The 24,857-nt window shown below is 71.4% G+C and carries 20 protein-coding genes; 16 read left to right on the forward strand and 4 right to left on the reverse strand.

The features are described 5' to 3' along the window. The first annotated feature begins 9 nt into the window (after positions 1-9). The 8 genes from DEJ08_RS00215 to DEJ08_RS00250 all read left to right on the forward strand — a co-directional run bounded on the left by DEJ08_RS00215 (position 10) and on the right by DEJ08_RS00250 (position 12,280). Complete coding sequence (locus tag DEJ08_RS00215) at positions 10-1,191, forward strand: ABC transporter ATP-binding protein (RefSeq protein ID WP_502869441.1); 1,182 nt, start codon at positions 10-12, stop codon at positions 1,189-1,191. After that, positions 1,188-2,408: an ABC transporter substrate-binding protein gene (locus DEJ08_RS00220; protein ID WP_220035425.1), complete on the forward strand. Its 1,221-nt coding sequence runs from the start codon at positions 1,188-1,190 to the stop codon at positions 2,406-2,408. Before DEJ08_RS00215 ends, DEJ08_RS00220 begins: the two co-directional genes overlap by 4 nt. Then, on the forward strand, positions 2,405-3,355 hold the full coding sequence (locus DEJ08_RS00225) for an ABC transporter permease (protein WP_111053603.1): 951 nt from the start codon (positions 2,405-2,407) through the stop codon (positions 3,353-3,355). The genes DEJ08_RS00220 and DEJ08_RS00225 overlap by 4 nt, the downstream gene beginning before the upstream one ends. Continuing rightward, the gene (locus tag DEJ08_RS00230) at positions 3,352-4,230 is read left to right on the forward strand and encodes an ABC transporter permease (protein ID WP_111032498.1); all 879 of its coding nucleotides are present in this window, start codon (positions 3,352-3,354) and stop codon (positions 4,228-4,230) included. The genes DEJ08_RS00225 and DEJ08_RS00230 overlap by 4 nt, the downstream gene beginning before the upstream one ends. A gap of 616 nt (positions 4,231-4,846) precedes the next feature. Then, complete coding sequence (locus DEJ08_RS00235) at positions 4,847-7,432, forward strand: carboxylate--amine ligase/circularly permuted type 2 ATP-grasp protein (RefSeq protein ID WP_111053602.1); 2,586 nt, start codon at positions 4,847-4,849, stop codon at positions 7,430-7,432. Then, positions 7,432-9,243: an N-acetylglutaminylglutamine amidotransferase gene (locus tag DEJ08_RS00240; protein ID WP_111053601.1), complete on the forward strand. Its 1,812-nt coding sequence runs from the start codon at positions 7,432-7,434 to the stop codon at positions 9,241-9,243. The genes DEJ08_RS00235 and DEJ08_RS00240 overlap by 1 nt, the downstream gene beginning before the upstream one ends. Then, positions 9,216-11,186 carry a S9 family peptidase gene (locus DEJ08_RS00245; RefSeq protein WP_284180494.1) on the forward strand — a complete coding sequence of 657 codons (1,971 nt, stop codon included), beginning with the start codon at positions 9,216-9,218 and terminating at the stop codon, positions 11,184-11,186. Before DEJ08_RS00240 ends, DEJ08_RS00245 begins: the two co-directional genes overlap by 28 nt. Positions 11,187-11,362: 176 nt before the next feature. Continuing rightward, the gene (locus DEJ08_RS00250) at positions 11,363-12,280 is read left to right on the forward strand and encodes a GNAT family N-acetyltransferase (RefSeq protein WP_220035424.1); all 918 of its coding nucleotides are present in this window, start codon (positions 11,363-11,365) and stop codon (positions 12,278-12,280) included. Between the two features lie 186 nt (positions 12,281-12,466). On the opposite strand, the gene DEJ08_RS00255 is transcribed toward DEJ08_RS00250, so the two are convergent. Beyond that, positions 12,467-13,432 carry an FRG domain-containing protein gene (locus DEJ08_RS00255; protein ID WP_111053599.1) on the reverse strand — a complete coding sequence of 322 codons (966 nt, stop codon included), beginning with the start codon at positions 13,430-13,432 and terminating at the stop codon, positions 12,467-12,469. A gap of 57 nt (positions 13,433-13,489) precedes the next feature. On the opposite strand from DEJ08_RS00255, the gene DEJ08_RS00260 reads away from it, so the two are divergent. The 7 genes from DEJ08_RS00260 (at position 13,490) to DEJ08_RS00290 (ending at position 21,046) form a co-directional block, all read left to right on the forward strand. Further along, positions 13,490-14,206: a GntR family transcriptional regulator gene (locus DEJ08_RS00260; RefSeq protein WP_111053598.1), complete on the forward strand. Its 717-nt coding sequence runs from the start codon at positions 13,490-13,492 to the stop codon at positions 14,204-14,206. A gap of 93 nt (positions 14,207-14,299) precedes the next feature. Beyond that, positions 14,300-15,322, forward strand: a complete 1,023-nt coding sequence (locus tag DEJ08_RS00265; RefSeq protein WP_111053597.1) for a sugar phosphate isomerase/epimerase family protein — start codon at positions 14,300-14,302, stop codon at positions 15,320-15,322. Next, positions 15,319-16,272, forward strand: a complete 954-nt coding sequence (locus DEJ08_RS00270; protein WP_056072625.1) for a 3-hydroxyacyl-CoA dehydrogenase family protein — start codon at positions 15,319-15,321, stop codon at positions 16,270-16,272. The genes DEJ08_RS00265 and DEJ08_RS00270 overlap by 4 nt, the downstream gene beginning before the upstream one ends. Positions 16,273-16,287: 15 nt before the next feature. Then, the gene (locus tag DEJ08_RS00275; RefSeq protein WP_111053596.1) at positions 16,288-17,073 is read left to right on the forward strand and encodes an SDR family NAD(P)-dependent oxidoreductase; all 786 of its coding nucleotides are present in this window, start codon (positions 16,288-16,290) and stop codon (positions 17,071-17,073) included. Positions 17,074-17,193: 120 nt separating this feature from the next. Further along, a complete protein-coding gene (locus DEJ08_RS00280) occupies positions 17,194-18,585 on the forward strand; it encodes an MFS transporter (RefSeq protein ID WP_111053595.1) in 1,392 nt (463 codons plus the stop codon). Continuing rightward, on the forward strand, positions 18,582-20,288 hold the full coding sequence (locus DEJ08_RS00285) for a dihydroxyacetone kinase family protein (RefSeq protein ID WP_111053594.1): 1,707 nt from the start codon (positions 18,582-18,584) through the stop codon (positions 20,286-20,288). The genes DEJ08_RS00280 and DEJ08_RS00285 overlap by 4 nt, the downstream gene beginning before the upstream one ends. Next, positions 20,285-21,046, forward strand: coding sequence for a triose-phosphate isomerase family protein (locus tag DEJ08_RS00290; protein WP_111053593.1), 762 nt, complete (start codon positions 20,285-20,287; stop codon positions 21,044-21,046). Before DEJ08_RS00285 ends, DEJ08_RS00290 begins: the two co-directional genes overlap by 4 nt. Here DEJ08_RS00290 and DEJ08_RS00295 read toward each other — a convergent pair. Next, the gene (locus tag DEJ08_RS00295) at positions 21,039-21,881 is read right to left on the reverse strand and encodes an NmrA family NAD(P)-binding protein (protein ID WP_111053592.1); all 843 of its coding nucleotides are present in this window, start codon (positions 21,879-21,881) and stop codon (positions 21,039-21,041) included. The two genes, DEJ08_RS00290 and DEJ08_RS00295, sit on opposite strands and share 8 nt — an antisense overlap. Before the next feature lie 79 nt (positions 21,882-21,960). On the opposite strand from DEJ08_RS00295, the gene DEJ08_RS00300 reads away from it, so the two are divergent. Continuing rightward, positions 21,961-22,713: a TetR/AcrR family transcriptional regulator gene (locus DEJ08_RS00300; RefSeq protein ID WP_258366970.1), complete on the forward strand. Its 753-nt coding sequence runs from the start codon at positions 21,961-21,963 to the stop codon at positions 22,711-22,713. On the opposite strand, the gene DEJ08_RS00305 is transcribed toward DEJ08_RS00300, so the two are convergent. Together DEJ08_RS00305 and DEJ08_RS00310 are read right to left on the reverse strand one after the other, a co-directional pair. Next, complete coding sequence (locus tag DEJ08_RS00305) at positions 22,710-23,381, reverse strand: response regulator (RefSeq protein ID WP_111053590.1); 672 nt, start codon at positions 23,379-23,381, stop codon at positions 22,710-22,712. The two genes, DEJ08_RS00300 and DEJ08_RS00305, sit on opposite strands and share 4 nt — an antisense overlap. Further along, the gene (locus DEJ08_RS00310) at positions 23,378-24,589 is read right to left on the reverse strand and encodes a sensor histidine kinase (RefSeq protein WP_253183688.1); all 1,212 of its coding nucleotides are present in this window, start codon (positions 24,587-24,589) and stop codon (positions 23,378-23,380) included. The genes DEJ08_RS00305 and DEJ08_RS00310 overlap by 4 nt, the downstream gene beginning before the upstream one ends. Positions 24,590-24,857: the final 268 nt, after the last annotated feature.

Here is a 24,857-nt window from a genome sequence, read left to right on the forward strand (position 1 = left end):
ACCATGGCAATGACCGGAACGTTCGCCGAATCGGGAGCCGATCTCCGGCTCGACCAGATCACGAAGTCCTTCCCCGGCCACACCGCGGTGGACAGCCTCGACCTGACGGTGCCCGCCGGCTCGTTCTTCGCGTTGCTCGGCCCGTCGGGCTGCGGCAAGACGACGACCCTGCGGCTCGTCGCCGGGCTCGAGGAACCCACGAGCGGCACCATCACCATCGGCGGCCAGGACGTCACCGACACGAAGCCGTACCAGCGGCCCGTCAACACGGTGTTCCAGAACTACGCGCTCTTCCCGCACATGAGCGTGCTCGACAACGTCGCGTTCGGGCTGAAGCGGCGCCGGATCCCGGACCCGATGACGAAGGCCACGGAAGCGCTGCGGCTCGTCGAGCTCGAGGGGTCGGCGTCGAAGCGGCCCGCCCAGCTCTCCGGTGGCATGCAGCAGCGCGTCGCCCTGGCCCGAGCGATCGTGAACCGGCCGGCCCTGCTGCTGCTCGACGAGCCCCTCGGCGCCCTCGACCTGAAGCTCCGCCACCAGATGCAGCTCGAGCTGAAGACGATCCAGGCCGAGGTCGGGCTCACGTTCCTGCACGTCACCCACGACCAGGAAGAGGCGATGACGATGGCCGACACGGTCGCCGTCATGAACGGCGGCCGGATCGAGCAGATGGGCAGCCCGCAGGACCTGTACGAGCTGCCGCGCACGGCGTTCGTCGCGAACTTCCTCGGCCAGTCGAACCTGCTCGAGGGCGAGGTGCGCGGCACCGATGCCGGCCTGCTCGTCGTCGCGACCGCGGCCGGTTCGATCGCCGTGCCGGCCGACCGAGCCGTCGCCACGACCGGTCGCGTCGTCGTCGGCGTCCGGCCCGAGAAGCTCAAGATCCGCACCGCCGAACCGACCCCCGAGGCCGGACGGAACATCCTCGGCCCCGGTCGGGTCGTGGACGTCTCGTTCTCCGGCGTCAGCACCCAGTACCTGGTCGAGGTGCCGGGCGCCGGTCGCGTCTCGGTGTTCGCGCAGAACTCGAAGGGCGGGCCGCGGATCGCGACCGGCACCGAGGTCTGGCTCACGTGGGGCGTCGACCACGGTTTCGGCCTGGAGGCGCACCCCGCGTCCGACGCGACCGTCACCACCCAGGACGACCCGGGCCTCCAGAGCGTCCCCGCCACGGCAGGATCGCTCGCGTGACCGGCGCGGTGCCCGGTCCGGACCTGCTGCGCGGGCTGACGTCGGCTCGCGTCAGCCGACGCGGCCTGCTGGCCGGCGGCGGGGCCGCCGCGCTGGCCGCGCTGCTCACCGGTTGCAGCATCAAGGGCTCCGCGGCCGCCGGCGCCGAGGACACCGTCGACTGGGCGGCGTTCTGGAAGGACGCGAAGGCGACCGGCACCCTGAACTTCGCGAACTGGCCGCTGTACATCGACTCCGACCACGGCAAGTCCGAGTCCCTGGCGCTGTTCAAGAAGGAGACGGGCATCGCGGTCGACTACCAGGCGGTGATCCAGGACAACGCGACCTTCTACGCGACCGTCTCACCGATCCTGCGGGCGCACGGTGCGACGGGCTACGACCTCGTCGTCATGACGAACGGGTTCGAGCTGACCCAGATGATCAAGAACGGGTTCGTGTGCGAGCTCGACCACTCGCGGTTGCCGAACTTCGCCGCGAACGCCTCGGACTCCGTGAAGGACCCCATCTACGACCCGGGCAACAAGCACTCCGTCGTGTGGCAGACCGGGTTCACCGGGCTCGCCTACAACCCGAAGTACACCGGGCGGAAGATCACCTCACTCAAGGACCTGCAGGACCCGGCGTTCAAGGGTCGCATCGGGCTGATGAGCGACAACACCGAACTCGGGTCGCTCGGACTGCTCGCGCTCGGCATCGACCCGGAGACCTCGACGCCCGCCGACTGGCGGAAGGCCCAGGCCTGGCTGCGCGAACTGCGGCCGAGCGTCACCGGCTTCTACGACCAGAGCTACATCAACCGGTTGGAGAACGGCGACACCTGGATCACCCAGGCGTGGTCGGGCGACGTCTTCCAGGCGCAGCAGTCCGGGTTCCCCGACCTGGAGTTCGTCACGCCGCAAGAGGGGCAGATGACCTGGCACGACAACATGCTCATCCCACGGCAGGCCGAGAACCCGGTGTCGGCGCTCGAGTGGATGAACTTCTACTACACGCCGAAGGTCGCCGGGATCGTCGAGGACTGGGTCAACTACGTCTGCCCGGTGCCGGCGGCCGAGGACTACGTGCGGGACGAACTCGACGACGCCACCGTGGCGGACAGCCCGCTCGTGTTCCCCTCTGCCGACGTGCTGGAGCAGTCGCACGAGTTCCGGGTGTTCGAGAACTACGACGAGTACTCGGAGTGGAACGGCATCTTCAACGCGGTGGTGCAGTCGTGAGCGCGGTCGGGGTGGCGCCGGGGGTCGGTCCCGGTGGTCCCGGTGGTTCCGCCGGTCCGTCCGGTTCCGTGCCGGTGCGGCGGGGACGCCGTCGGAGCACGCCGTTCTTCCTGGCGCTCGTCGGCACCGCGTACCTCTGCGTGTTCTTCGTCATCCCGCTGGTGTCCGGGCTGATCGTCTCGCTCATGACCGGCAACCCGGACGACGGCTACACGTTCACCTGGAACTTCGGGATCTACGGCTCGCTGTTCGTCGACCCGCAGGTGCCCTACCTGACGTTCCTGCTCCGGTCGCTCTGGTACGGCGCCGCCGCCACGATCGTCTGCATCGTCGTCGGGTACCCGGTGGCGTACTTCATCGCGTTCCGGGTGTCCCCGCGGTGGAAGAACCCGCTGCTCATGCTCGTCTTCATCAGCTTCCTGGTGTCGTTCATCATCCGGACCGACATGTGGGCGTTCGTGCTCGCGTCGCAGGGGCCGGTCGTCACGACGCTGCAGGCGCTCGGGCTGGCCGGGAAGGACTTCCACATCCTCGGCACCGGGGGCGCGGTGATCTTCGGTGACGCCTACAACGACCTGGCCTTCATGGTGCTGCCGATCTACGCCGCCCTCGAGCGCATCGACCCACGACTCGGCGAGGCCGCGAACGACCTGTACGCCGGCAAGTTCCGGGCGTTCTGGCACACCACGCTGCCGCTGTCCCGCTCGGGCATCTTCGCCGGGGTGCTGCTCGTCTTCATCGACAGCGTCGGCGACCCGGTGAACTCGGCCCTGCTCGGCGGGACGAACACGTACACGATCGGTCAGGCGATCCAGGACGCCTACTCCGGCAACCAGCAGTACAACGTCGCCGCAGCCCTGTCGACCGTGCTCATGGTCGTGCTCGGCATCATCCTGTTCATCTACGCCCGCGTCTCCGGCACCGACGACCTCGAGGACCTCGTATGACCGCCGTCGCACCGTCCCGTTCCGCCGCCGCTCCGGCCTCGCCCGTGACCGGTTCGGTCGCCGGCCGCCCGCGTCGTCACGGGGTGAACCGCCGTGGGCCCTGGCTCGCCATCGTGTACTGGGTGACGATCGCGATCACCCTGGTGCCGATCGTCTACATGATCGTGTACTCGTTCAACGACGCCCCCACCAACCGGCTGTCGTTCGCCTGGAACGGTTTCACGACCTACTGGTACGCGAACCTGGTGAACGTGTCCGGGCTCGGGGCGGCCTTCGTCACCTCGGTGGTGGTCGCCTTCCTCGCCGCGGTCATCTCCGTCGCGATCGGGCTGCCCCTCGCGCTGGCGCTGGAGCGGTACCGGTTCCCCGGTCGCGGCGTCGTGAACACCGTCGTGTTCGCCGACATCGCGGCGCCGTCGATCGTCGTCGGTTCCGCGTCGCTCTCCTTCTTCCTGTCGGTGGGGCTCGGCACCGGGTTCCTGACCGTGCTCATCACGCACGTGGCGTTCGACGTCGCCTACGTGGTCGTGGTGCTGCGGGCCCGGATCGCGGGGACATCGCGGGCACTCGAAGAGGCCGCGGGTGACCTCGGGGCGACGCCGTTCCAGGCCTTCCGGCTCGTCACCCTGCCGCTGCTGGCGCCGGGCATGCTCGCCGCCGGGTTGCTGGCGCTGGCGATGTCGATCGACGACTACGTGATCACCTCGTTCGTCGCCGGGCCCGCGGTGACCTTCCCGCTGTTCGTCTACGGCGCCGCGAAGGCCGGGATGCCGCCGCAGGTGCTGTGCTTCGGGACGCTCGTGTTCGCGGTGGGGCTGCTCGTCGCGCTGCTGAACGGGGCGCTCAACCGGCGGTTGGCCCGGACCCGCGGCTGAGCTCCGCGCGCGCTGGCACCGGCACGGTGTCGGGTGCGTCGGCTGGTGCGGGGTTGCGCGCGTGGTGCGCGTTTGTAGCGGCGCACGGTGCTTGAAAGCTCGCACGGGGTGAAGAGGTGCGCACGGTGCGGACGGGAGGCGCGTGGTGGGCTGGCGCCGTGCCTCCCGAGTGCGGGTGGTGCGTCCACAGCACGGTGCGGGGTGCGTGGACTGGTGCGGGGTTGCGCGCGTGGTGCGCGCTTGTAGCGGCGCACGGTGCGTGGAACTTCGCACGGGGTGAAGAGGTGCGCACGGTGCGGACGGGAGGCGCGTGGCGGGCTGGCACCGTGCCTCCCGAGTGCGGGTGGGCCGTCCACAGCACGGTGCGGCTTTCGCGGGCCGGTGCGAGGTTGGCGCGGGGCGCACGGTGCGAGGTGCGTGGGCTGGTGCGGGGTTGGCCGCGTGGTGCGCGCTTGTAGCGGCGCACGGTGCGTGGAACCTCGCACGGGGTGGCGCGCCTCGCACGGTGCGGGCGGGAGTTCAGTGCTCGTGACGCTCGGTGGACGTGCGTGTTACGGGCACGAGTCAGGCGGTGTGCCGCAGTGCGCACCACAGCCGCCGCGCGTAGGTTCCAGCCATGAGTGCAGAGCTGACGCTCGGCGCCGAGGAAGAGCTGCACCTCATCGACCTCGAGTCCGGCCGACTTTCCGCGAAGGCCCCGCGCCTTCTGCCCAAACTGCCCACCGACCGCTTCGGCGCCGAGCTGCAGCGCACGACGATCGAGACGAACACCCCGGTGGTGCGGACCCTCGACGACCTGCGGCGGGTGATCGTCGACCTGCGCAGTGAGCTCAGTGCCGCGATCGCCCCGGCCGGCGTCACGATCGCGGCCGTCGGCACCGCGCCGAGGTCGGAGTACGCTGACTTCGAGCTGAGCTCCGGCGGTCGGTACGGCCGGATGCAGGAGCAGTACCGGATGCTCGTCGACGAACAGCTCATCTGCGGCCTGCAGGTGCACGTCGGGGTCAGCGACCGCGACCTGGCGGTGCTGATCGCCCAGCGGGTGGCGCCGGTGCTCCCGGTGCTGCTCGCCCTGAGCGCGTCGAGTCCGTTCTGGAACGGGCAGGACACCGGGTACGCCTCGTTCCGGAGCATCATCTGGCAGCGGTGGCCGTCGGCTGGCAGCTTCGGTCCGGTGGAGGACGCCGCCGAGTACGACCGGGTGCTCGACGACCTGATCGCCTCGGGCGTGATCGCCGACAAGAAGATGGCCTACTTCGACGTGCGGCCGTCGTCGCACGCTCCGACGCTCGAGCTCCGGGTCTGCGACGCGACCCCGGTGGTGGACGATGCCGTGCTCATCGCCGGACTCTTCCGCGCCGCGGTGCGCAAGGCCGAGAAGTCGGTCGTGTCGGGTGCCGAGTGGCACCCGCGCAGCGAACCCCTGCACCGTGCGGCGATGTGGCAGGCCGCCCGCTCCGGGTTGAGCGGGGAACTCGTCGGCCTCGGACAGCACCCCGAACGGCTGCCCGCCGAGGTCGCGGTGCGCCAGCTCGTGTCCCGCCTGCGCCCGGAGCTCGAGGAGCTCGGCGACTGGGGGACGGTGACGGAGCTGCTCGACGCGACCCTGGCCCGTGGCAACTCCACCGACCGGCAGCGCACCGCCTACGCCGAGCGCGGGGAGATGGACGACGTCGTCGCCCTGGTGGTGGAGGACACCGCGGGGCTCCCGTCCGGACGCGACGAGGACCCGGTGGTCCCGATCCCCGGGTACCGCGTCCGTGCCGGCGACGAGGCGGTCGGCCCCGGGGCACGCCCCCGTCCGGCGTTCCGTGACCTGGCGGCGTTCTTCGACGGCTGGGACGCCGAGACCGCGATCGAGCGCTGCACCGCCCGCGACGCCTGGACCCGCGAGCACCACGTCGGCTTCGTGGTGGACGGCGGGGCGCAGGAGTTCGGCTGCGACCTGGTGCCCCGGACGATCAGCGCGTACGAGTGGTCGCAGCTCGAGCGTGGCCTGGGGCAGCGTGCCCGCGCGATCGAGCTGTTCCTGCGTGACGCGTACGGCGACCGGCGGATCGTGGCCGACGGCGTGCTGGACGCGGACCACTTCGTCGGCGCGAAGGGCTGGGACCCGGACGCCACCCGGCTGCCGGCGACCGCCGTCCGTGCGCCGGTGCTCGGGTTCGACCTGGTGCGCAACGAGTTCGGCGGCTGGCGGGTGCTCGAGGACAACGTCCGCTCGCCCTCGGGCGTCGCGTACGGCATCGCCCTGCGCGAGCTGATGGACGACGTCGTGCCGGACGCCCCGCGGCCGGCGCACCTGCGCGACCCGCACGGCGTGATCGACCGGCTGCGCCGGACCCTCTGCGCGAACACCACCGCGGTGACGGGCGCGACCGACCCCGTGATCGCGCTGGTCAGCGACGGCCCCGCCGCCGGCGCGTGGTTCGAGCACCGCAGGCTGGCTGACGGTGCCGGAATGCGCCTCCTGTCCGGGTCGGACCTGGACGTCCGCGACGGACGCGTGGTCGACGCGACGACGGGTGACGTGCTCGACGGGCTGTACCTGCGGATCGACCGCGACGTCAGCGCGCTGACGGCGGAGCACGCTCCCGACCTGGGTGCGCGGATCCTCGACGCCGCCGAGGCAGGACGCGTCTACCTGGCGAACGCGCCGGGCAACGCGCTCGTCGACGACAAGGCGATGTACGTCACCGTGCCGGACCTGATCTGGTACTACCTGGACGAGAAGCCCCTGCTGGCATCGGTGCCGACGTACCGCACGAGCATCGAGGTGGAACGGCTGTCGGTCCTGGACCGCGTCGGGGAACTCGTCACGAAGCCGGTCGACGGCGAGGGCGGCCGCGGGGTCCTGATCGGACCGAGCGCGAGCGCCCCCGAGGTGGCCGAGCGACGGCGCGAGATCGCGGCCGACCCCGCCGGGTGGGTGGGGCAGGAGGTGGTGCAGCTGTCCTCGCACCCGACGATCGGACCGGCCGGGCTCGACCCGCGGCACGTGGACCTGCGGGCCTTCGTCTACGCGACGGGGACCGGACCGGACGACGTGCACCTGGCCGACGTGGCCCTGACGCGCGTCGCGCCCGAGGGCAGCATGGTCGTCAACTCGTCGCAGGGCGGCGGCGCGAAGGACACGTGGATCGTCGGGAACGCCCCGGCGGACACCGACTCCGGCCCGGCGGACACCGAGGGAGAGCGCTGATGTGTGGACTCGCGGGTGAGATCCGGTTCGACGGCCGAGCGCCGGACGTCGGGGCGGTCGCCCGGATGACCGGCTGCATGACGCACCGCGGACCGGACGGCGACGGCCTGTGGGCTCGCGGCCCGGTCGCGCTCGGGCACCGACGGCTGTCCATCGTCGACCTGTCCACCGCGGGCGCGCAGCCGATGGTGCTGGCCGAGGCCGGACTGACGATCGCCTACAACGGGATGGTCTACAACTACCGGCAGCTCCGCGACGAGCTGCACGGCAAGGGGCACCGGTTCGCGTCGACGTCGGACACCGAGGTCATCGCCCTGGCTTACGCCGAGTGGGGCACCGCGTTCGTCGACCACCTGATCGGGATGTTCGCCATCGCCATCTGGGAGCACGGCAGCGGCCGACTCGTGCTCGCGCGGGACCGGCTCGGCATCAAGCCGCTCTACGTCGCACCCGTCCCGGGCGGCCTCCGGTTCGCGAGCTCCCTGCCCGCGATCCTGGCGGGGGACGGCGGCGCGAGCGGCACCGGCACCAAGGAAGTCGACACGTCCATCGACCCCGTCGCCTTCGCCTCGTACATGAGCTTCCACTCCATCGTCCCCGCACCCCGCACGATCCTGGCCGGCGTCGGCAAGCTCCCGCCGGCGACCGTCCGGGTGATCGAGCCCGACGGCACCGCGCACGACACCGTCTACTGGGAGCCCCGTTTCGAGCGTGACCCCGCCCGGGCCGACTGGTCGGAGCGGGACTGGGAGCAGGCGTTCATCGGCTCGCTCCGCACCGCCGTCGAGCGCCGGATGGTCGCCGACGTCCCCGTCGGGGTGCTGCTCTCCGGCGGGATCGACTCCTCGCTCGTGGTCGGGCTGCTCGCCGAGGCCGGGCAGCAGGACCTCGCTACGTTCAGCATCGGGTTCGAAGCGGCGGGCGGTGAGTCCGGCGACGAGTTCGAGTACTCCGACCAGGTCGCTGCGCACTTCGGCACCGACCACCACCGCATCCACATCCCCTCGTCGCGGCTGCTCGACGGCATCGACGGTGCGGTCGCCGCCATGAGCGAGCCGATGGTCAGCCACGACTGCGTCGCCTTCTACCTGCTGTCGCAGGAGGTCTCGCAGCACGTCAAGGTGGTGCAGTCCGGGCAGGGCGCCGACGAGGTGCTCGCCGGCTACGACTGGTACCCGCCGCTCGCCGACGTGCCCCGCGACCAGGCCGCCGAGGCCTACCGCTCCGTGTTCATGGACCGCCGCTGGCCGGCGCTGCAGGCCCTGCTCGGGGAGCGGTGGAAGAGCGACGACGACACCCCGTCGGCGTTCGTGGACCGCCAGTTCGCACGGCCGGGCGCGGAGACGAGCGTGGATGCCGCGCTCCGCAGCGACACCACGATCATGCTCGTCGACGACCCGGTGAAGCGGGTCGACAACATGACGATGGCGTGGGGGCTCGAGGCCCGTGTGCCGTTCCTGGACCACGAGTTCGTCGAGCTCGCCGCCGCGATCCCGCCGTCGATGAAGCTCACCGACGGCGGCAAGGGCGTGATGAAGCGCGCCTCGCGCGGGATCGTGCCCGACACCGTCATCGACCGCAGCAAGGGCTCGTTCCCGGTCCCCGCCATCCGGCAGCTCGAGGGCCCGTACCTGGAGCGCGTCCGCGACGCGCTGCACGCACCCGAGGCGCGGGAGCGCGGGCTCTTCGACCCCGCCACCGTCGAGCGGATGCTGCAGGACCCGAACAGCACCAGGACCGCGATCGGCGCGAACGCGCTCTGGCAGCTCGGCCTGATCGAGATGTGGCTGCAGCAGCAGGGGGTGCGGTGATCGTGGGTTCCGTCCGGCCTGGAGGCGCGCAGGGCGTCGCGTCGTCGGCCATCGTCGAGCCGTCGGTCACCACCAGGGCCGCGGCCGACCTGGGTGCGCGGCTCACCGCCGCCTGGGGATCGTGGGGACCGACCATGACCCGGAACGCCCGGCGCGTGGCGTTCGTGAGCGACCGGCACGGCACCCCCGAGGTCTTCGTGCAGGACGTCGTCGTCGGCGACGAGCTGCCTGAGCCGGTGCGGATCGCACTGTCCGACGACCCGGTGATCCGGGTGTCGTGGTCGTCCGACGGGGAGTGGCTCGCCGTCGCCATCGCGACCGACGGCGGCGTGAAGCAACAGGTCTGGGTGGTGCGGTCGGACGGCTCCGACGCCGCGCAGATCGCCGGCTCGCGGTACCAGCACGCCGAACTCGGACCGTGGAGCCGCAGCGGTCACCGGGTCGTCATCACCCTGCCCTCGACCGAGCCCGAGCAGCCGGCCCGTGCGTACCTGGTCGACCCGGTCACCGGGGACCGCGACGACCTGGCCGTGGGGGAGCTCATCCACATCCTCGACCTGTCGGTGGAGGAACGGCTCGTCGTGCTGAGCGACGGGCAGCGCGGCCAGGAGTTCGTCGTCGTGGTCGACCGGCTGACCGACGAGAGCCACGCCCTGTTCGCCGACGACCCCGACGGGTCCGCCGAGATCGCGTTCCTGCGGCCCTCGCCCGCGAGCGAGACCAGCCCGCTCGTCGCCTACGTCGCCACCGAGGCCGGACTGCCCCGCCGCGGACTCGTCGCGCAGCCGGTCGGCCCGCACGGCTGGCGCGGCACACCCCGACGGATCGTCGAGCGCGACGACGCCGAGCTCGAGTACCTGGACGCCGACGACGCCGGCCGCACGCTGCTGCTCGTCTGGAACGTCGACGGTCGCAGCGAACTCGACCTCATCAACACCCACGACGCCTCGCGCACCCCCGTTCCGGACCTGCCTGGGTACGTCGTCACCGACCCCGTGCTCAGCCGCGACGGCCGGAGCGTGTTGCTCGCCGTCGAGGGGCCGACCCGGCCGCGCGAACTGTGGCGGCTCGACACGAACGCGCTGACCTGGAGCCGGGTCACCGACGTGCCGGTGCTGCCGGACGTGCAGTTGGTCGAGCCGACGCTCGAGCGGTTCGCCGCCCGCGACGGACTGGAGCTGACCGGGTGGCTGTACCGGGCCGTGGAGCCGACCGCGTCGGTGGCGGGCGCCGCTCCTGGTGCTGGTGCCGTGCCTCCCGGCCGCGCAGCGCTCGTCCACCTGCACGGCGGACCGGAGTCGCAGGAACGACCCACGTTCTCGCCGCAGCACCAGGCGCTCGCCGCCGCCGGGGTGACCGTGTTCGCACCGAACATCCGCGGGTCCTCCGGGTACGGCCACGAGTTCGTGCACGCCGACGACCTGGCGCTGCGGTGGAACGCGCTCGCCGACGTCGTCGACTGCGCGCGGTTCCTGGTGACCAACGGGTACGCCGATCGCTCCCGCGTCGCCGTCGAGGGGCGCTCGTACGGCGGGTACGCGACCCTCGCGTCGTTGGCGTTCACGCCCGACGTGTTCGCGGCCGGGGTCGCGGTGTGCGGGATGAGCGACTTCGCGACCTTCTACCGGGACACCGAACCGTGGATCGCGGCCGCTGCCGCGACGAAGTACGGCCACCCCGTCGAGGACGAAGCCCTGCTCGCGGCACTGTCGCCGATGCGCGCGATCGACGACGTCACGGCGCCGTTGCTCGTCCTGCACGGGGAGCTCGACACGAACGTGCCCATCGGTGAGGCGCACCAGGTCGTCACGGCGCTGCGGGAGCGGTCGCACGACGTGGAGTACCTGGAGCTCGAGGGTGAGGGGCACGAGTACCGGCGGGCGTCGTCGCAGGCGCTGCTGGTGCGGCGGATGGTGGAGTTCGTGGCGGCGCGGCTGGGGTGAGGCGGGGCGGGGCTGGTGCTCGTGCTCGCGCTCGCGCTCGCGCAGGTTCTCCGTGGTGCGAGGTTGCACGCCCGGTGCGAGGTTGTTTCCTTGCACCGGGTGGTCAACTTCGCACCGTGCCGTCACCGGGTGCAACGATGCGTCGGCGGCGCTCGCCGCGGGCGGAGAATGGTGGGATGACGACGACTGCGCCGACCTCGACCGCGCTGCCCCGACCCGGAGAGGTCCTCGTGGCCTCGACAGCGGACGTCGAGCTGGTCGTCCACCGTGCCACGAACCACTACGCCTCCGGTGTCGTCGCGGACACCGCCCGGTGGGCGGACGGCGATCGACGGCGGATCGAGGACCTCGGGTTCCGCGGCGGAGACTCCCGCGGCGACGCGCTCCGGACCCTCGACCTGACCATCGCCGACGACGGCACCCCGACACGCATGCTCGACGCACCCGCCATGGCCGCGCTGAACAGCCACCACGCGCGGTTCGCCGAGCGGCGCGGCGACGTGGTCCGCTACCAGACCGACGTGTCGGTGTGGACGGGGATCCCCGAGCAGCCCACCGCGCAGGACTGGGAGGACGTCCGGGCGCTGCTCGGGTCGGGCGGGATGCTCGGCGTCGGTGCGGCCGCCGTCCTGCCCGAGGGGTGGGAGCTCGTCGAGGGTGCCGGCGGCGTGCAGCTGACCGGCGAGGCGATCGAGGGTGCGCCGGACGACGAAGCCGTCGTGCTGACGCCCGACGACGTGCCGGAGATGACCGCCCTGGTGGAGCGGACGAAGCCGGGGCCGTTCCTGCCGCGGACGATCGAGCTCGGCACGTACCTGGGCATCCGGCGGGACGGGCGGCTCGTCGCCATGGCGGGGGAGCGCCTGCACCCGCCGGGGTGGACCGAGATCAGCGCGGTGTGCACGGACGAGGCGTACCGGGGGCAGGGGTTCGGTCGGCGGCTCGTGCTCGCCGTCGCGCACGGGATCCGCGAGCGGGGCGAGACCCCGCTGATGCACGCGGCCGCCGGGAACACCGGGGCGATCGGGCTGTACCAGCACCTCGGCTTCCGACTGCGGGACCGTGGGGCGCCGCGGTTCGTGCGGGTGCCGTGAGCTGCGTCCTGGTCTGACGGGTCAGAACGCGGCGAGGGCGTTGCCGAAAGACACGGCGGGTAAGGGCGTCGCCGAGTGGGCGGAGTCTGACCCGGATCTGCGGAATGGTCGCTTCGGAGAGACCGTCTCTCACTCCCTCGTGTTCGGAACCAACCGGCCACTCACGCCTTCTGGCACGAGCCGGGATCACGGTGTAGAAACCGTGGTCGCGATCACATGTTTCGCAAGTCTGGCCGTTTCGGCGAATGCGGGATATATCGTATCCTCTGAAATCGGCTCAGGAAGGTCACGGAGGCGTCCGACGAGCTCACGCTTCCATGCCGCTTCCACCCGGACCACCCATCCTCCCGCTCCCCACTCAACACCGTACGAGGACTCGCGCCGTTTCATGAACTGAATGGCCAGCGTTGTGACGTCCGTCCGAACGGACGAGTCAATGTTCCCGGCGCTGTTGTACATCGCCATCCCTCCGTAGGACCTGAAGAGGCCGCCCACCAGGAATGTGCCGTTCTGTGCTCGCATGCGTGGGTCGAGTGAGCCATGTTCAGCCACCGTTACCGTGTTCGTCCAAGCGGCATCGCTATTTTTTTCGCCCGCTTTGAAGTGGGACCACGGGAGTTCAGGACCGTCAAAGCGCAGTTCTTCCGTGCCCTTGGGGTTGATCATGAACAAGACACCGTCAGTCCCGTGGTTGTTCTCGACAGCGAAGTAAAGGCTTTCCAGTGGAGATCGCGACACGTCGATGAGGCGAGTCGGCATGAGGTGGTGTTGTAGGACGGTGATGAGTTCGAAATCCGTCATCCGACGTCCGAGTCCTTCAGCTCGCATCGCGGCAACGACTGCTTGTTCAGCGGCGCGCAGGTCCAGCTCTGTGATCTTGCCGTTCGGCTTCGCCGCTCGGAGCTGTCGGTACAGGCTCGATGAGAGCCCGTAGGAGATGTCTGACTGACCGCGGAAGAACAGGTTCTCGCCGGCTGTGAGGTCCCAGTTTGCGAGCTTCTCGAAGTCATCGGACACAAGCCAGTCCCAGAGGGCACCAGCACTGTTGATTCCCAGCCGCTGGTTGGCCGCGACACTCCGCCAATAGTCCTCACGAATGGCTGATTGCTCAGCGGTCGTATTGGCGGCCGCCGTTCCCCCGTTGGTTAGCATGAGGATGACTCTACTATGTAAGCCCAGCCCGAGTCGTGGATTCTCTAGGATCGACCCATGTCCACGACCATGCCCGGCTTCGGGACGGAGCGCATCACGCAGCTCGGCCTGCGCGACCGCGTCTACGACCGGGTGCTCGAGGTCCTGATGGGCCACGACGTCGAACCGGGCATGCGGCTGTCGATCGACGGCCTGGCCCGCTCCCTTGGAGTCTCGCCGACCCCGGTCCGCGAAGCCCTGGTGCAACTCGAACGCACCGGCCTCGTCACCCGTGAAGCGAACAAGGGCTACCGGGTCTCCCCGCCCCTGGCCGGCGACCAGCTCGAGGCCCTGTTCGACGCCCGGCTCATCGTCGAGAGCGGCGCGGTCGAGCTCGCGGCCCGCGGCGACGTCGACGGCCTGCGCGAGCGACTCGCGGCAGCGCTCGACGAGCAGGCTGCGGTGGCCGCCGAGGTCGCGGCCGTCGGGGCAGCGCAGGCGCCGGAGGAGCTGATGGCCCGCTTCTTCCGCAGCGACTGGCAGTTCCACCAGCTGATCTTCGACGCGACACGGAACCCGTTCCTCGAGGAGATGTCCGAGATCATCACGACGCGCGTGCACCGCATGCGGCAGATCGTCGAGGGCGGCGGGGACGACACGGATCGAGCGGTCCAGGAGCACCGGGCCATCCTGGAGGCGCTGGCTGCGGACCCGACGTCGGCCGTCGCCGCGATGCGGCTCCACATCGACGCCGTCCGGTTGCGTTCGCGCGCGGACGCGTCCCACACGAGCTGAGGCGGAGGGGTTGCGTTCCGGCGTCGTGGGAGCATATTTCCTATAGGAAAGAGGTTCACCGCTGAACCACCACGACATGCAAGGGAGCATTCCGTGACCACTCCACAGGACTGGGTCGACCAGGATTGGGACCCCACCACCTGGACGTCGAAGACCTGGCCGATCGCCGCCTGCCTGCACGGCTTCGCGCAGGTCACCCGCGACGGGACGGCCTTCCACGACGCCCCCGCCGAGGTGTGGGACGAGGTGTTCGGGCAGATCGAGGACGTCGGCTTCTCGCTGGCCGAACTCGCTGACAGCCACATCCGGCCCGCTGACCTCGAAGCCTCGCGCCGTGACGAGCTGTTCGCCGTCGCGAAGGCGCACGGCATCGGCATCCCGTCGGTGCACCTGCAGCGCAAGAGCGTCATCCAGCCCGGGCACGAGGAGGAGAACCTCGCCTACGCCCACCGCACCATCGACGCGGCGGCCGAGTGGGGCATGCAGGTCTTCTCGACCGGGCTGCACCAGCCGTTCACCGACGCCCAGAAGCGCGCGCTGTGGTTCTGGACGGCACCGGGCCCGAAGGACCCCGACGACCCCGAGGTCTGGAACGCCGCGGTCAAGCGACTGCGGGAGCTCGGCGAGCACGCTGCGAGCGTCGGGCTGCCGATGGCGCTCGAGCTCTACGAGGACACGTACCTCGGCACCGCCGACAGCGCGGTCCGCCTGGTCGAGGAGATCGGGCTCGACAACGTGGGCTTGAACGCGGACGTCGCGAACCTCATCCGCCTGCACCGTCCGGTCGAGGACTGGCGGGAGCTCTTCGCGAAGACCATGCCGTACACGAACTACCTGCACGTGAAGAACTACACGCGTGACGAGGCCGGCGACGGCAGCTGGGCGACGAGCGCGCCGAGCACGATGGAGACGGGCCTCATCAACTACCGCCAGGTCCTGCGCGACGCCGTCGCCGACGGGTTCCGCGGGATCGTCATGACCGAGCAGTACGGCGGCGACAGCCTCGGCGTCTGCGCCACCAACCAGCAGTACATCCGATCCGTCCTCGCGACGACGAAGCTCGACGCGACGGCGACCCCGACCGCAGCAACCAGCACTGAAGGAGCAATCCGATGAGCACCCTCGACATCGCCGTCGTCGGGTCCGGCTACATGGGCGGCGGGATCGCCCAGGTCCTCGCCCTCGCCGGCCACACCGTCCGGATCGCCGACGTCTCGGCCGAGATCGCCCAGCAGAACCTGGAGCGACTGCTCGGCGAGACCGCACAGTTCGTCGCCGACGGGCTGTTCCCCGAGGACGCCGTCGAACGGGTCCGCGCACACCTGAGCGCTGCCGAGTCGATCGAGGCCGCCGTCGCCGACGCGGACTTCATCGAGGAGGCCGTGCCCGAGAAGCTCGAGATCAAGCACGCGACGCTCCGCCGCATCAGCGAGGCCGCCCGCCCCGACGCCGTGATCGGCTCGAACACGTCGACGATCCTGATCGAGTCGCTGGCCGAGGCGGTCGTGGGCCCGGAGCGGTTCCTCGGCGTGCACTTCTCGAACCCGGCACCGTTCATCCCCGGCGTCGAGCTCATCCCGCACCCGACCACGAACGAGCACGCGATCGAGGTCGGCGAGACCGTCGTCGCCGCAACCGGCAAGCAGTCCGCGCGGGTGAAGGACTCCACGGGGTTCGTCCTGAACCGCCTGCAGTACGCGCTGTTCGAGGAGGCCACGAAGATCGCCGACGAGGGCATCGCGAGCCCCGACGACATCGACACCATCGTGCGGACCACGTTCGGGTTCCGCCTGCCGTTCTTCGGCCCGTTCGCGATCGCCGACATGGCCGGGCTCGACGTCTACGCGTTCTGCTTCGAGTCGCTGCAGACCCGCTGGCCCGAGCGCTTCGCCACCCCGCCGTCGCTGCAGCAGCACGTCGACGCCGGTGAGCTCGGCACGAAGTCGGGCGCCGGGTACCTCGAGGTGCCGGCCGACCGCACGCCCGAGCTCGTCGCCTACCGGAACAAGGCGTACGTCGCGATGCAGAAGCTCCTCGACGAGCTCGGCCCGGCACCGATCCACTGAGGCGGGAGGGACACCATGAGCGACCAGAACCAGTCAGCCGGCCAGCACCGGGACCGCACCGTCGTCCTCACCGGGGCCGCCTCACCGCGGGGCATCGGCCGCGCCACCGCCCACCACCTGGCCGAGGCCGGGTGGGACGTCGGGATCATCGACCTCGACCAGACGGCGAGCGAGCAGGTCGCCGCCGAGATCCGCGAACAGCACGGCGTGCGGGCCGTCGGTGTCGGTGCGAACGTCGCCGACGAGTCCGCCGTCCGTGCGGCCTTCGACACGATCGAGGCCGAACTCCGGCCGATCACCGCGCTGGTGAACCTGGCCGGGGTCTCCTCCGCGCACGCCTACCTCGACCTGCCCGAGGGGGAGTGGCACCGGGTGCTGTCGATCAACCTCGACGGTGTGCACTTCGCCAGCCTGCGGGCGGCGGAGTCGATGGTGCGGTCCGGCTACGGGCGCATCGTGAACCTGTCGTCGGTCTCCGCCCAGCGCGGCGGCGGCACCTTCAGCAAGACCCCGTACACGGTGGCGAAGGCCGGCGTGATCGGCCTGACCCGTGGTCTGGCACGCGAGCTCGGCCCGCGCGGCGTCACGGTCAACGCGATCGCCCCGGGTCCGATCGACACCGACATCATGGGCGGCACCCTGTCCGAGGAGCGGAAGGCCGAGATGGCCGCCGACGGCGTGCTGCCGCGCATCGGCACACCGCGGGACATCGCCGCGGCCGTCGCGTACCTGATCAGCGAGGACGCCGGGTTCGTCACGGGCCAGACGCTCAACGTCGACGGTGGCCTGTACATGCACTAGGGCCAGCCGCCCACGGAACGCGCGCCGACCGGGCGACGCGATCCGTGCCTCCCGTCCGGACGACCGAACCGACCGCCGGACGCCAGAACGACCGCACCGTGCTCGCAAAGGAGCGAACCCGTGTCACTACCCCCTGCCCCCGCGCTCGGGTCGACGAACGACCCCGGCCTCAAGTCCGCCATCGGCAAGGCGACGAAGCACCTCATGCCGATGCTCGTCATCCTGTACTTCGTCGCGTTCCTCGACCGCACGAACGTCGGCTTCGCCGAAGAGGCCCTGCGCGTCGACCGTGGCATCTCCGACGCCGCCTTCGCCCTGGGCGCCGGCATCTTCTTCATCGGCTACGCGATCTTCGAGATCCCGTCGAACCTGCTGCTCAAGCGGTTCGGTGCGCGCTTCTGGCTCGCCCGGATCGCCGTCACGTGGGGCATCGTCGCCGCACTGTTCGCCTTCACGACGAACGACACGATGTTCATCATCCTGCGGTTCATCCTGGGCGTGACCGAGGCCGGGTTGTTCCCGGGCGTGATCATGTACCTGTCCGAGTGGTTCCCGAACAAGGTGCGCGTGCGCATGTTCGCGATCTTCTACCTGGCGCAGCCGTTCTCGCAGATGATCGGCGCCCCGCTGTCCGGCGGCCTCATCAGCGTCGGTGACCAGGTCACGCCGTTCCACGGCTGGCAGGTGATGTTCGCCGGCGAGGGGATCCTCGCGGTGCTGGCGGGCATCGCGGCCCTGGTGTTCCTGACGAACAGTCCGCAGCAGGCGAAGTGGCTCGAACCGGGCGAGAAGGCGTCGCTCACCGCGGCCATGGAGCGCGAGGACACCGCCCGCAGCGAGGACGGCCCGAAGGGCATCTGGCGCGCGATGGCGAGCGGGCGCGTCTGGTACTTCACGATCATCTACTTCTGCCTGCAGGTCGCCGTGTACGGCACGACGTTCTACCTGCCGCAGCAGGTGTCCTCGCTGCTCGGGCAGGACGTCGGCTGGCAGGTCGGTCTGGTGTCCGCGATCCCGTGGCTCGTCGGACTCGTCGCCTGCTACCTGATCGGGTCGCGTGCGGACTCCGTCGGACGCCGTCGTCGCTGGGGCACCCTGTTCTACATCACGACCGGCCTGTCGATCCTCGGCTCGGCGTGGGCGGGTGCGAACGGGCAGCCCGTGCTCGGCATCCTGTTCATCACCCTGGCCGTGGCGAGCTTCCTGGCCGTCGGCCCGATCACCTGGGCGTACCCGACGGCGTTCCTGACCGGTGCCGCAGCCGCAGCGGGCATCGGCCTGATCAACTCGCTCGGCAACCTCGGCGGGTTCGTCGCCCCGATCATGCGCACCGCGATCAACGAGGTGGTGCCCACCGACAGCGGTGCGTTCGGCATCGTCTCGCTCGGCGTCCTGGCGTTCGTCGCCGCGGTGATGATCTTCTGCACCAAGTTCTTCCGCGGGGCCAAGGCCGACGAACTGCTCGACACCTCGCACGTCCGCACCACCGACCCGAAGGGCAGCAAGCGATGACCAGACTGTTCAACGACCCGGCGGACTTCGCCGACGAGGCGACCGACGGCTTCGTCGCCGCGAACGAGCGGTGGGTGCGCGGGGTGCACGGCGGGGTCGCCCGCTCCACCACGAGCCCCGACGGCACGGTCGCGGTCGTGATCGGCGGGGGCTCGGGCCACTACCCCGCGTTCGGCGGGCTGGTCGGACACGGCCTGGCCGCCGGTGCCGCGATGGGCAACCTGTTCGCCAGCCCCAGCGCCCAGCAGGTCACCGGGGTCGCGAAGGCAGCGGAGCACGGTGGCGGTGTGCTGCTCAGCTACGGCAACTACGCCGGTGACGTCCTGAACTTCGACGCCGCGGCGCGCACGCTCGAGGCCGACGGCATCCCGGTCCGGACGGTCCGCGTCACCGACGACGTGACGAGCGCCCCGGCCGACGAGCGCGCGAAGCGCCGCGGCATCGCGGGTGACCTCTGCGTCTTCAAGGTCGCCGGCGCCGCTGCCGAGCGCGGGGACGACCTCGACACGGTCACCGCCGTCGCCGAACGGGCGAACGACCGGACGCGCAGCTTCGGCGTCGCGTTCTCCGGGTGCTCGCTGCCGGGCGCCGAGGAACCCCTGTTCACGGTGCCCGAGGGCCGGATGGCGGTCGGCATGGGCATCCACGGCGAGCGTGGCATCGACGAGACGGACGTGCCGTCGGCCGACGGTCTGGCCGAGCTGCTGGTGTCCCGGCTGCTCGACGAACTGCCCGACGGCGTGACGCTCGAGGGCCAGCGGGTGGTCCCGATCCTGAACGGCCTGGGCTCGGTCAAGTACGAGGAGCTCTTCGTCGTCTACCGCTCGGTGCAGCGGCGCCTGGCGGACGCCGGCGTCGTCATCGTGGAGCCCGAGGTCGGCGAACTCGTCACGAGCTTCGACATGGCCGGGGTCTCCCTGACGCTGTTCTGGCTCGACGACGAGCTCGAGGAACTCTGGGCAGCACCCGCGGACACCCCCGCCTACCGCAAGGGCGGTGCGGTCGCCGAACAGCGAGTCGACCCGTCCACCGTGGCGGCGGACGCCGAGGGCGTCGGCATCAGCCCGGCGACCGACGAGTCCCGCGCGGTCGCCGAGCAGGTCGCCGCCGGGTTCGCCGCGGTCCGCGCCGTCCTCGACGAGCACGCCGACGAACTCGGGCGCATCGACGCCGTGGCCGGTGACGGTGACCACGGCATCGGGATGCAGCGCGGATCGCACGCCGCCGACGTCGCAGCCGCCGACGCGGTCACCCGCGGTGCCGGTGCCGGCACCGTCCTGCTGGTCGCCGCGGACGCCTGGTCCGACAAGGCCGGCGGCACGTCCGGTGCGATCTGGGGTGCCGCCCTGGAGGCACTGGGTCGCGTGGTCGGGGACGACTCGCGTCCGTCGGGTGCCACCGTCGCGCAGGGGGTCCGCGCGGCCACCGAGGCCGTGCTCGCGTTCGGCGCCACCGTCGGTGACAAGACGATGGTGGACGCCCTGGTGCCGTTCGACGAGGTGCTCCACACCCGGCTCGACGCCGGGGCGGCGCTCGCCGAGGCCTGGGGCGACGCCGTCCGTGCCGCCCGCGAAGCCGCGGACGCCACGGAGTCCCTCGTGCCGAAGATGGGCCGGGCGCGCACCCACGCCGACCAGGCCGTCGGCACCGCGGACCCCGGTGCGCTGTCCTTCGCCCTCGTCGTGGAGACGGTCGCCCCGTGATCACCGTCGGGGTGTCGCTGAAGACGTACTTCTCGCACGCCCGGACGCTGTCGTGGGCGGCCGAGGTCGGCGACATCGCCCGGCGACACCCCGCGGTGCGCTCGGGAGCGGCGACGCTGTTCGTGGCGCCGACGTTCCCGGCGCTCGTGCCCGTCCGCGACGTGCTCTCCGGGTCGGGAGTGCTCCTCGCCGCGCAGGACCTGTCGTGGGCCGACGCGGGCGCGTTCACCGGCGAGGTCTCCGGCGCCGAACTGCGGGAGATCGGTGTCGACCTGGTCGAGATCGGGCACGCCGAACGGCGCTCCCTGTTCCACGAGGACGACGCGACGATCGCGGGGAAGGTGCACGCGGCCTTCCGCAACCACCTGCGTCCGCTGGTCTGCGTCGGGGAGCCGGACCGGGCCTCCGATCCGACGGAGGCCGTGGCGGCGGTGACCGCGCAGCTCGACCGGGCCGTCTCGACCGCCGTCGCGGACGGTCTCGCCGGACCCCTGACCGTCGCCTACGAACCGGTCTGGGCGATCGGCGCACCGGCACCCGCACCGGACGACCACATCGTGGCGGTGCTCGCCGGGATCGAGCAGCACCTCACCACCCGGCCCGAGCTGCACGGCAGCACCGTCCTCTACGGCGGCAGTGCCGGACCAGGCCTGCTCACGCGGGGGCAGGGCCGGATCGGCGGGCTGTTCCTCGGACGGTTCGCCCACGACCCCGCAGCCGTCGAGGCGATCCTCGACGAGGTCGCGGCGCTCAGCTGAGCTGGTCGCGGACCGGCCGTGGGGCGCGACCGAGCAGTTCGCCGAGCAGCGGGTCGGTGCCGGCGAACAGGCCCCGCTCGGCGGCCTGGTACATGCCGAGCAGGAACGCGACCATGCGCGGGTCCTGCCCCGCGGCCAGGGCACGGGCACGCCACTCGTCCTCGCCCAGGGCCTCGAACCCGATCGTCCGACCGGACACCTCGGACGCCTGCCGAGCCAGGTCGGCGAAGGTCGGCGCGTCCGGAGCGGTGAGCGTCACCGGCCCGTCGAACGGCTGATCGGCGAGCAGGATCGCGGCGGCTGCCTCGGCGGCGTCCTCGCGGGCGGTCCACGACACCGGTCCGTCGACGGGGACGGACACCGTGCCGGTCTCCTGCCACGGTCCCGTCATCCAGGCGGCGCTGTGCGCGTAGAAGCCGTTCCGCAGGCTCGTCCACGGCAGCCCGGAGTCGCGGAGCAGGTCCTCGGTGGCGGCGTGGTGCGCTGCGGGCACGAAGGGCGAACCGTGCGCGGCGCCCTGGTGGCTCGTGTACAGGACCCGGCCGACGCCGGCGTCCACGGCTGCGGCGACCGCAGCACGGTGCAGCGCGACGGCGTCGGCGGCTGGGTCGCTCGACGAGACGAGCAGGAGCTGATCGGCGCCCGCGAAGGCTGCCGGCAGGGTCTCCGGTTCGGCGTAGTCGCCGCGGCGGACCTCGACGCCGCGGTCGGCGAACCGCTGTGCTCGGGCCGGCTCACGGGTCACCACCGCCAGGTCGGACGGCGCGAGGTGCTCGAGCAGGTGGTCGGCGGTCGCGCCGTTGAGGGCTCCGGTGGCCCCGGTGATGACGATCATGACTTCTCCGTATCGGTGGAAACAGCGCCCTGGTAGCGCCGGTAACACAGTGATAGCACAGATCCGTTATCGTTGTTCCGTGATCGAGCAGGGAAGCCAGCGCGACGAGACGCGTTCGCGCATCGTCGAGGTCGCCGGCACCATGCTGCGCGAACGCGGTGCCGCGGCGGTGACCACGCGGGCGGTCGCGGACGGCGCAGGCGTCCAGGCACCGACCATCTACCGGCTGTTCGGCGACAAGGACGGTCTGCTCGAAGCGGTCGCCGAGCACGCGATGGCGACGTTCTCGGCGATGAAGGCCGATGCCGTCCGGGCTGCTCGTGACGAGGCGACCGACCCCGTCGAGGACCTGCGCACCGGGTGGTCGATGACGATCGGCTTCGGGCTGGCGAACCCCGACCTGTTCGTGCTGTTGAGCGACCCGGAGCGCGGCCGTCGGTCGGCAGCCGCCCGCGCCGGTACCGCGCTGCTCGCCGAACGCATCCGGCGGGTGGCCGAATCCGGACGACTGGCCGTGCCGGAACACCGCGCGGTCGAGCTCGTGCACGCGGCCGGCACCGGTGCGGTGCTCGCGATCCTGGCCGCTCCGGCGGACGAGCGGGACCCGTCACTCGCCGATGACGTCCTCGACGCCGTGCTCGGGCGGATCCTCGTGCCGAGCGGGCCGACGACGGACGACGGCGGCGCGGCCCCGGGTGGTCAGGGCCGGGGGCGTAACGCCGTGACGAGCGCCGCGATCACGCTCCGTGCCGCAGCGCCCCGGCTCGATCGACTGTCGCCAGCCGAGCGGACGATGCTCGCGGAGTGGCTCGACCGGATCGCCGCGGACTAGTCCTCGCGGGTGCCCGCCAGCCCGTGGTCGTGTGCGTAGACGACGAGCTGCACCCGGTCGCGCAGTGACAACTTGCCGAGGATGCTCGAGATCTGGGTCTTCACCGTCGACTCGGTGACGTACTCCCTGGTGGCGATCTCGGCGTTCGACAGGCCGCGGGACGCCCACCCGAACACGACGCGCTCCCGCTCGGTCAGGGTCGCGAACTCCGGCGGCTGCGGTGCCGGGGCCCGCGCCACGTCGGTGCCGAACAGCTGCGCGAGGTCGTTCGGGGCGATGACCGAGCTGCCCTCGTGCACGGCCCGCACCGCGGCGAACAGGAACGGCGGCGTGGTGTCCTTGAGCAGGAACCCGCTGGCGCCGAGCCGGATCGCGGTCGCCGCTGCCGGGTCGAGCCCGAAGGTGGTGAGCACGACGACGCGGGGCAGCGGACCCGGGGCGGCGCCGGAGTAGAGCTGCCGGACGGTCTCCACGCCGTCCATGCCGGCCATCCGCATGTCGAGCAGCACCACGTCGGGCCGCACTTCGGGGATGAGCGCGAGCGCTTCGGCCCCGTCGGAGGCCTCGCCGACCACACGCATGTCGTCCTGGGCGTCGAGCACCACCCGGAGCCCGGCGCGGAACAGCGCCTGGTCGTCGGTGAGCAGGATCCTGATCGGATCGGTCATCGGACGGGTCCCCCTTGGACGTCGAACGGGATGCGGGCGCGTGCCGTGAACACGTCGTCCAGCACGGCGGCGTCGAACGACCCACCGAGGGCGCCGAGGCGCGAGTCCATGCCGTCGATCCCGCGGCCCGAGCCGGCGGTGGTGCCGTCTCCGGCGACGTTCTCGACCTCGAGCACCAGGTCGGCGTTCCGCCAGGTCTCCCGCACGACGACCGGGTTGCCGGGGGCGCCGTGGCGCAGGGCGTTCGTGAGCATCTCCTGCAGCACGCGGCGGGCGGCGGTGCCGGTGTCCGGGCGCAGGGCCAGCGGGACCCCGCGCACCGTGCGGTCGACGTCGACCCCGGCGTCGCGGATGCCCTGCACGATCTCCTCGAGCGAACCCGGGCCGGTCGCCTCGGCGGAGCCGTCGATGTGCCCGAGGACCTGTCGGACCTCGACCAGGGAGCTCCGGGCGGTGCTCGCGATGGTGGCGCTGACCGCTCGGATGCGCGCCTCGTCGTCGAGGAACGGCACCGAGTCGGCCTGCGCGATGATCACGGCGAGCGAGTGGCCGACGACGTCGTGCACGTCGCGGGCGATGTCGGCGCGGATGCGTTCGGACTCGGCGACGTCGATGGCGCGGGTGGCGGTGGCCTCGGCCTCGGTGGCGACGGCCTCGGCACGCGATGCTGCGGCCTCGGCGTCGGCACGGCGCTCCGACTCGCGGTCGCGGGAGCGGAAGGCCCGGACGGCGACCCCGCCCGCCCAGACCCCGAGCAGGGCGGTCACCGGGGCGGCCATCGCCAGGAAGGCCTGGTCGCGCGGGCCGTTGATGAGCACGAGGAACCGGAAGCCGGTCGACGCCAGGTAGACCGTGGCCCCCGCCCCGGCGACGACCGCGAGCACGCCGGAGACGACGACCTCGGTGCGGGTGCCCACGACCGCGGCGGTGCCGATCACGACGAAGAGCGCGAGGTCCACCAGCGACGGACGCTCGCCGCCGCCGACCTGGATCACCCCGAGGACGACGACCATCGCCATCGCGGCGGACGGGGAGATGCGACGCAGGGCGATCGCCACCGAGGCCGACAGGACCGCGGCGAGGCTCGCGTGCTCGAGCTCGAGGTCGATGGGCAGCAGGAACACGAACGCCGCCAGGGCCGCCCAGGCCACGTCGATGACGATCGACCGGGTGGCGAGCGGCCGGAGGAACCTGCCCCGTTCGGTCACGAGAGCGATCCTCCCATGCCGTACCGGCGTCACGCGGGCGGGGCCATGGCCATCAGTGCGATGACGGTGGCGACCACGATCGCCGCGCAGAGCAGCAGGGTGGCGATCGTGTGCTTGGTCGAGGTCTGCATGCTCCCAAGCCTGCGCAACCGGACGGCCGAGGGCATCGGGCGGTCGACCGAAGGGCCTCGTCCTGCCGGGTGAAGCCGACGGTTGACCCGGATCCGTGGAACGGCGCATCCGGGACACCCTCTGCGTGATCCGGCCA

It is taken from the genome of Curtobacterium sp. MCLR17_054 (assembly GCF_003234335.2).
Classification (GTDB): Bacteria; Actinomycetota; Actinomycetes; order Actinomycetales; family Microbacteriaceae; genus Curtobacterium; species Curtobacterium flaccumfaciens.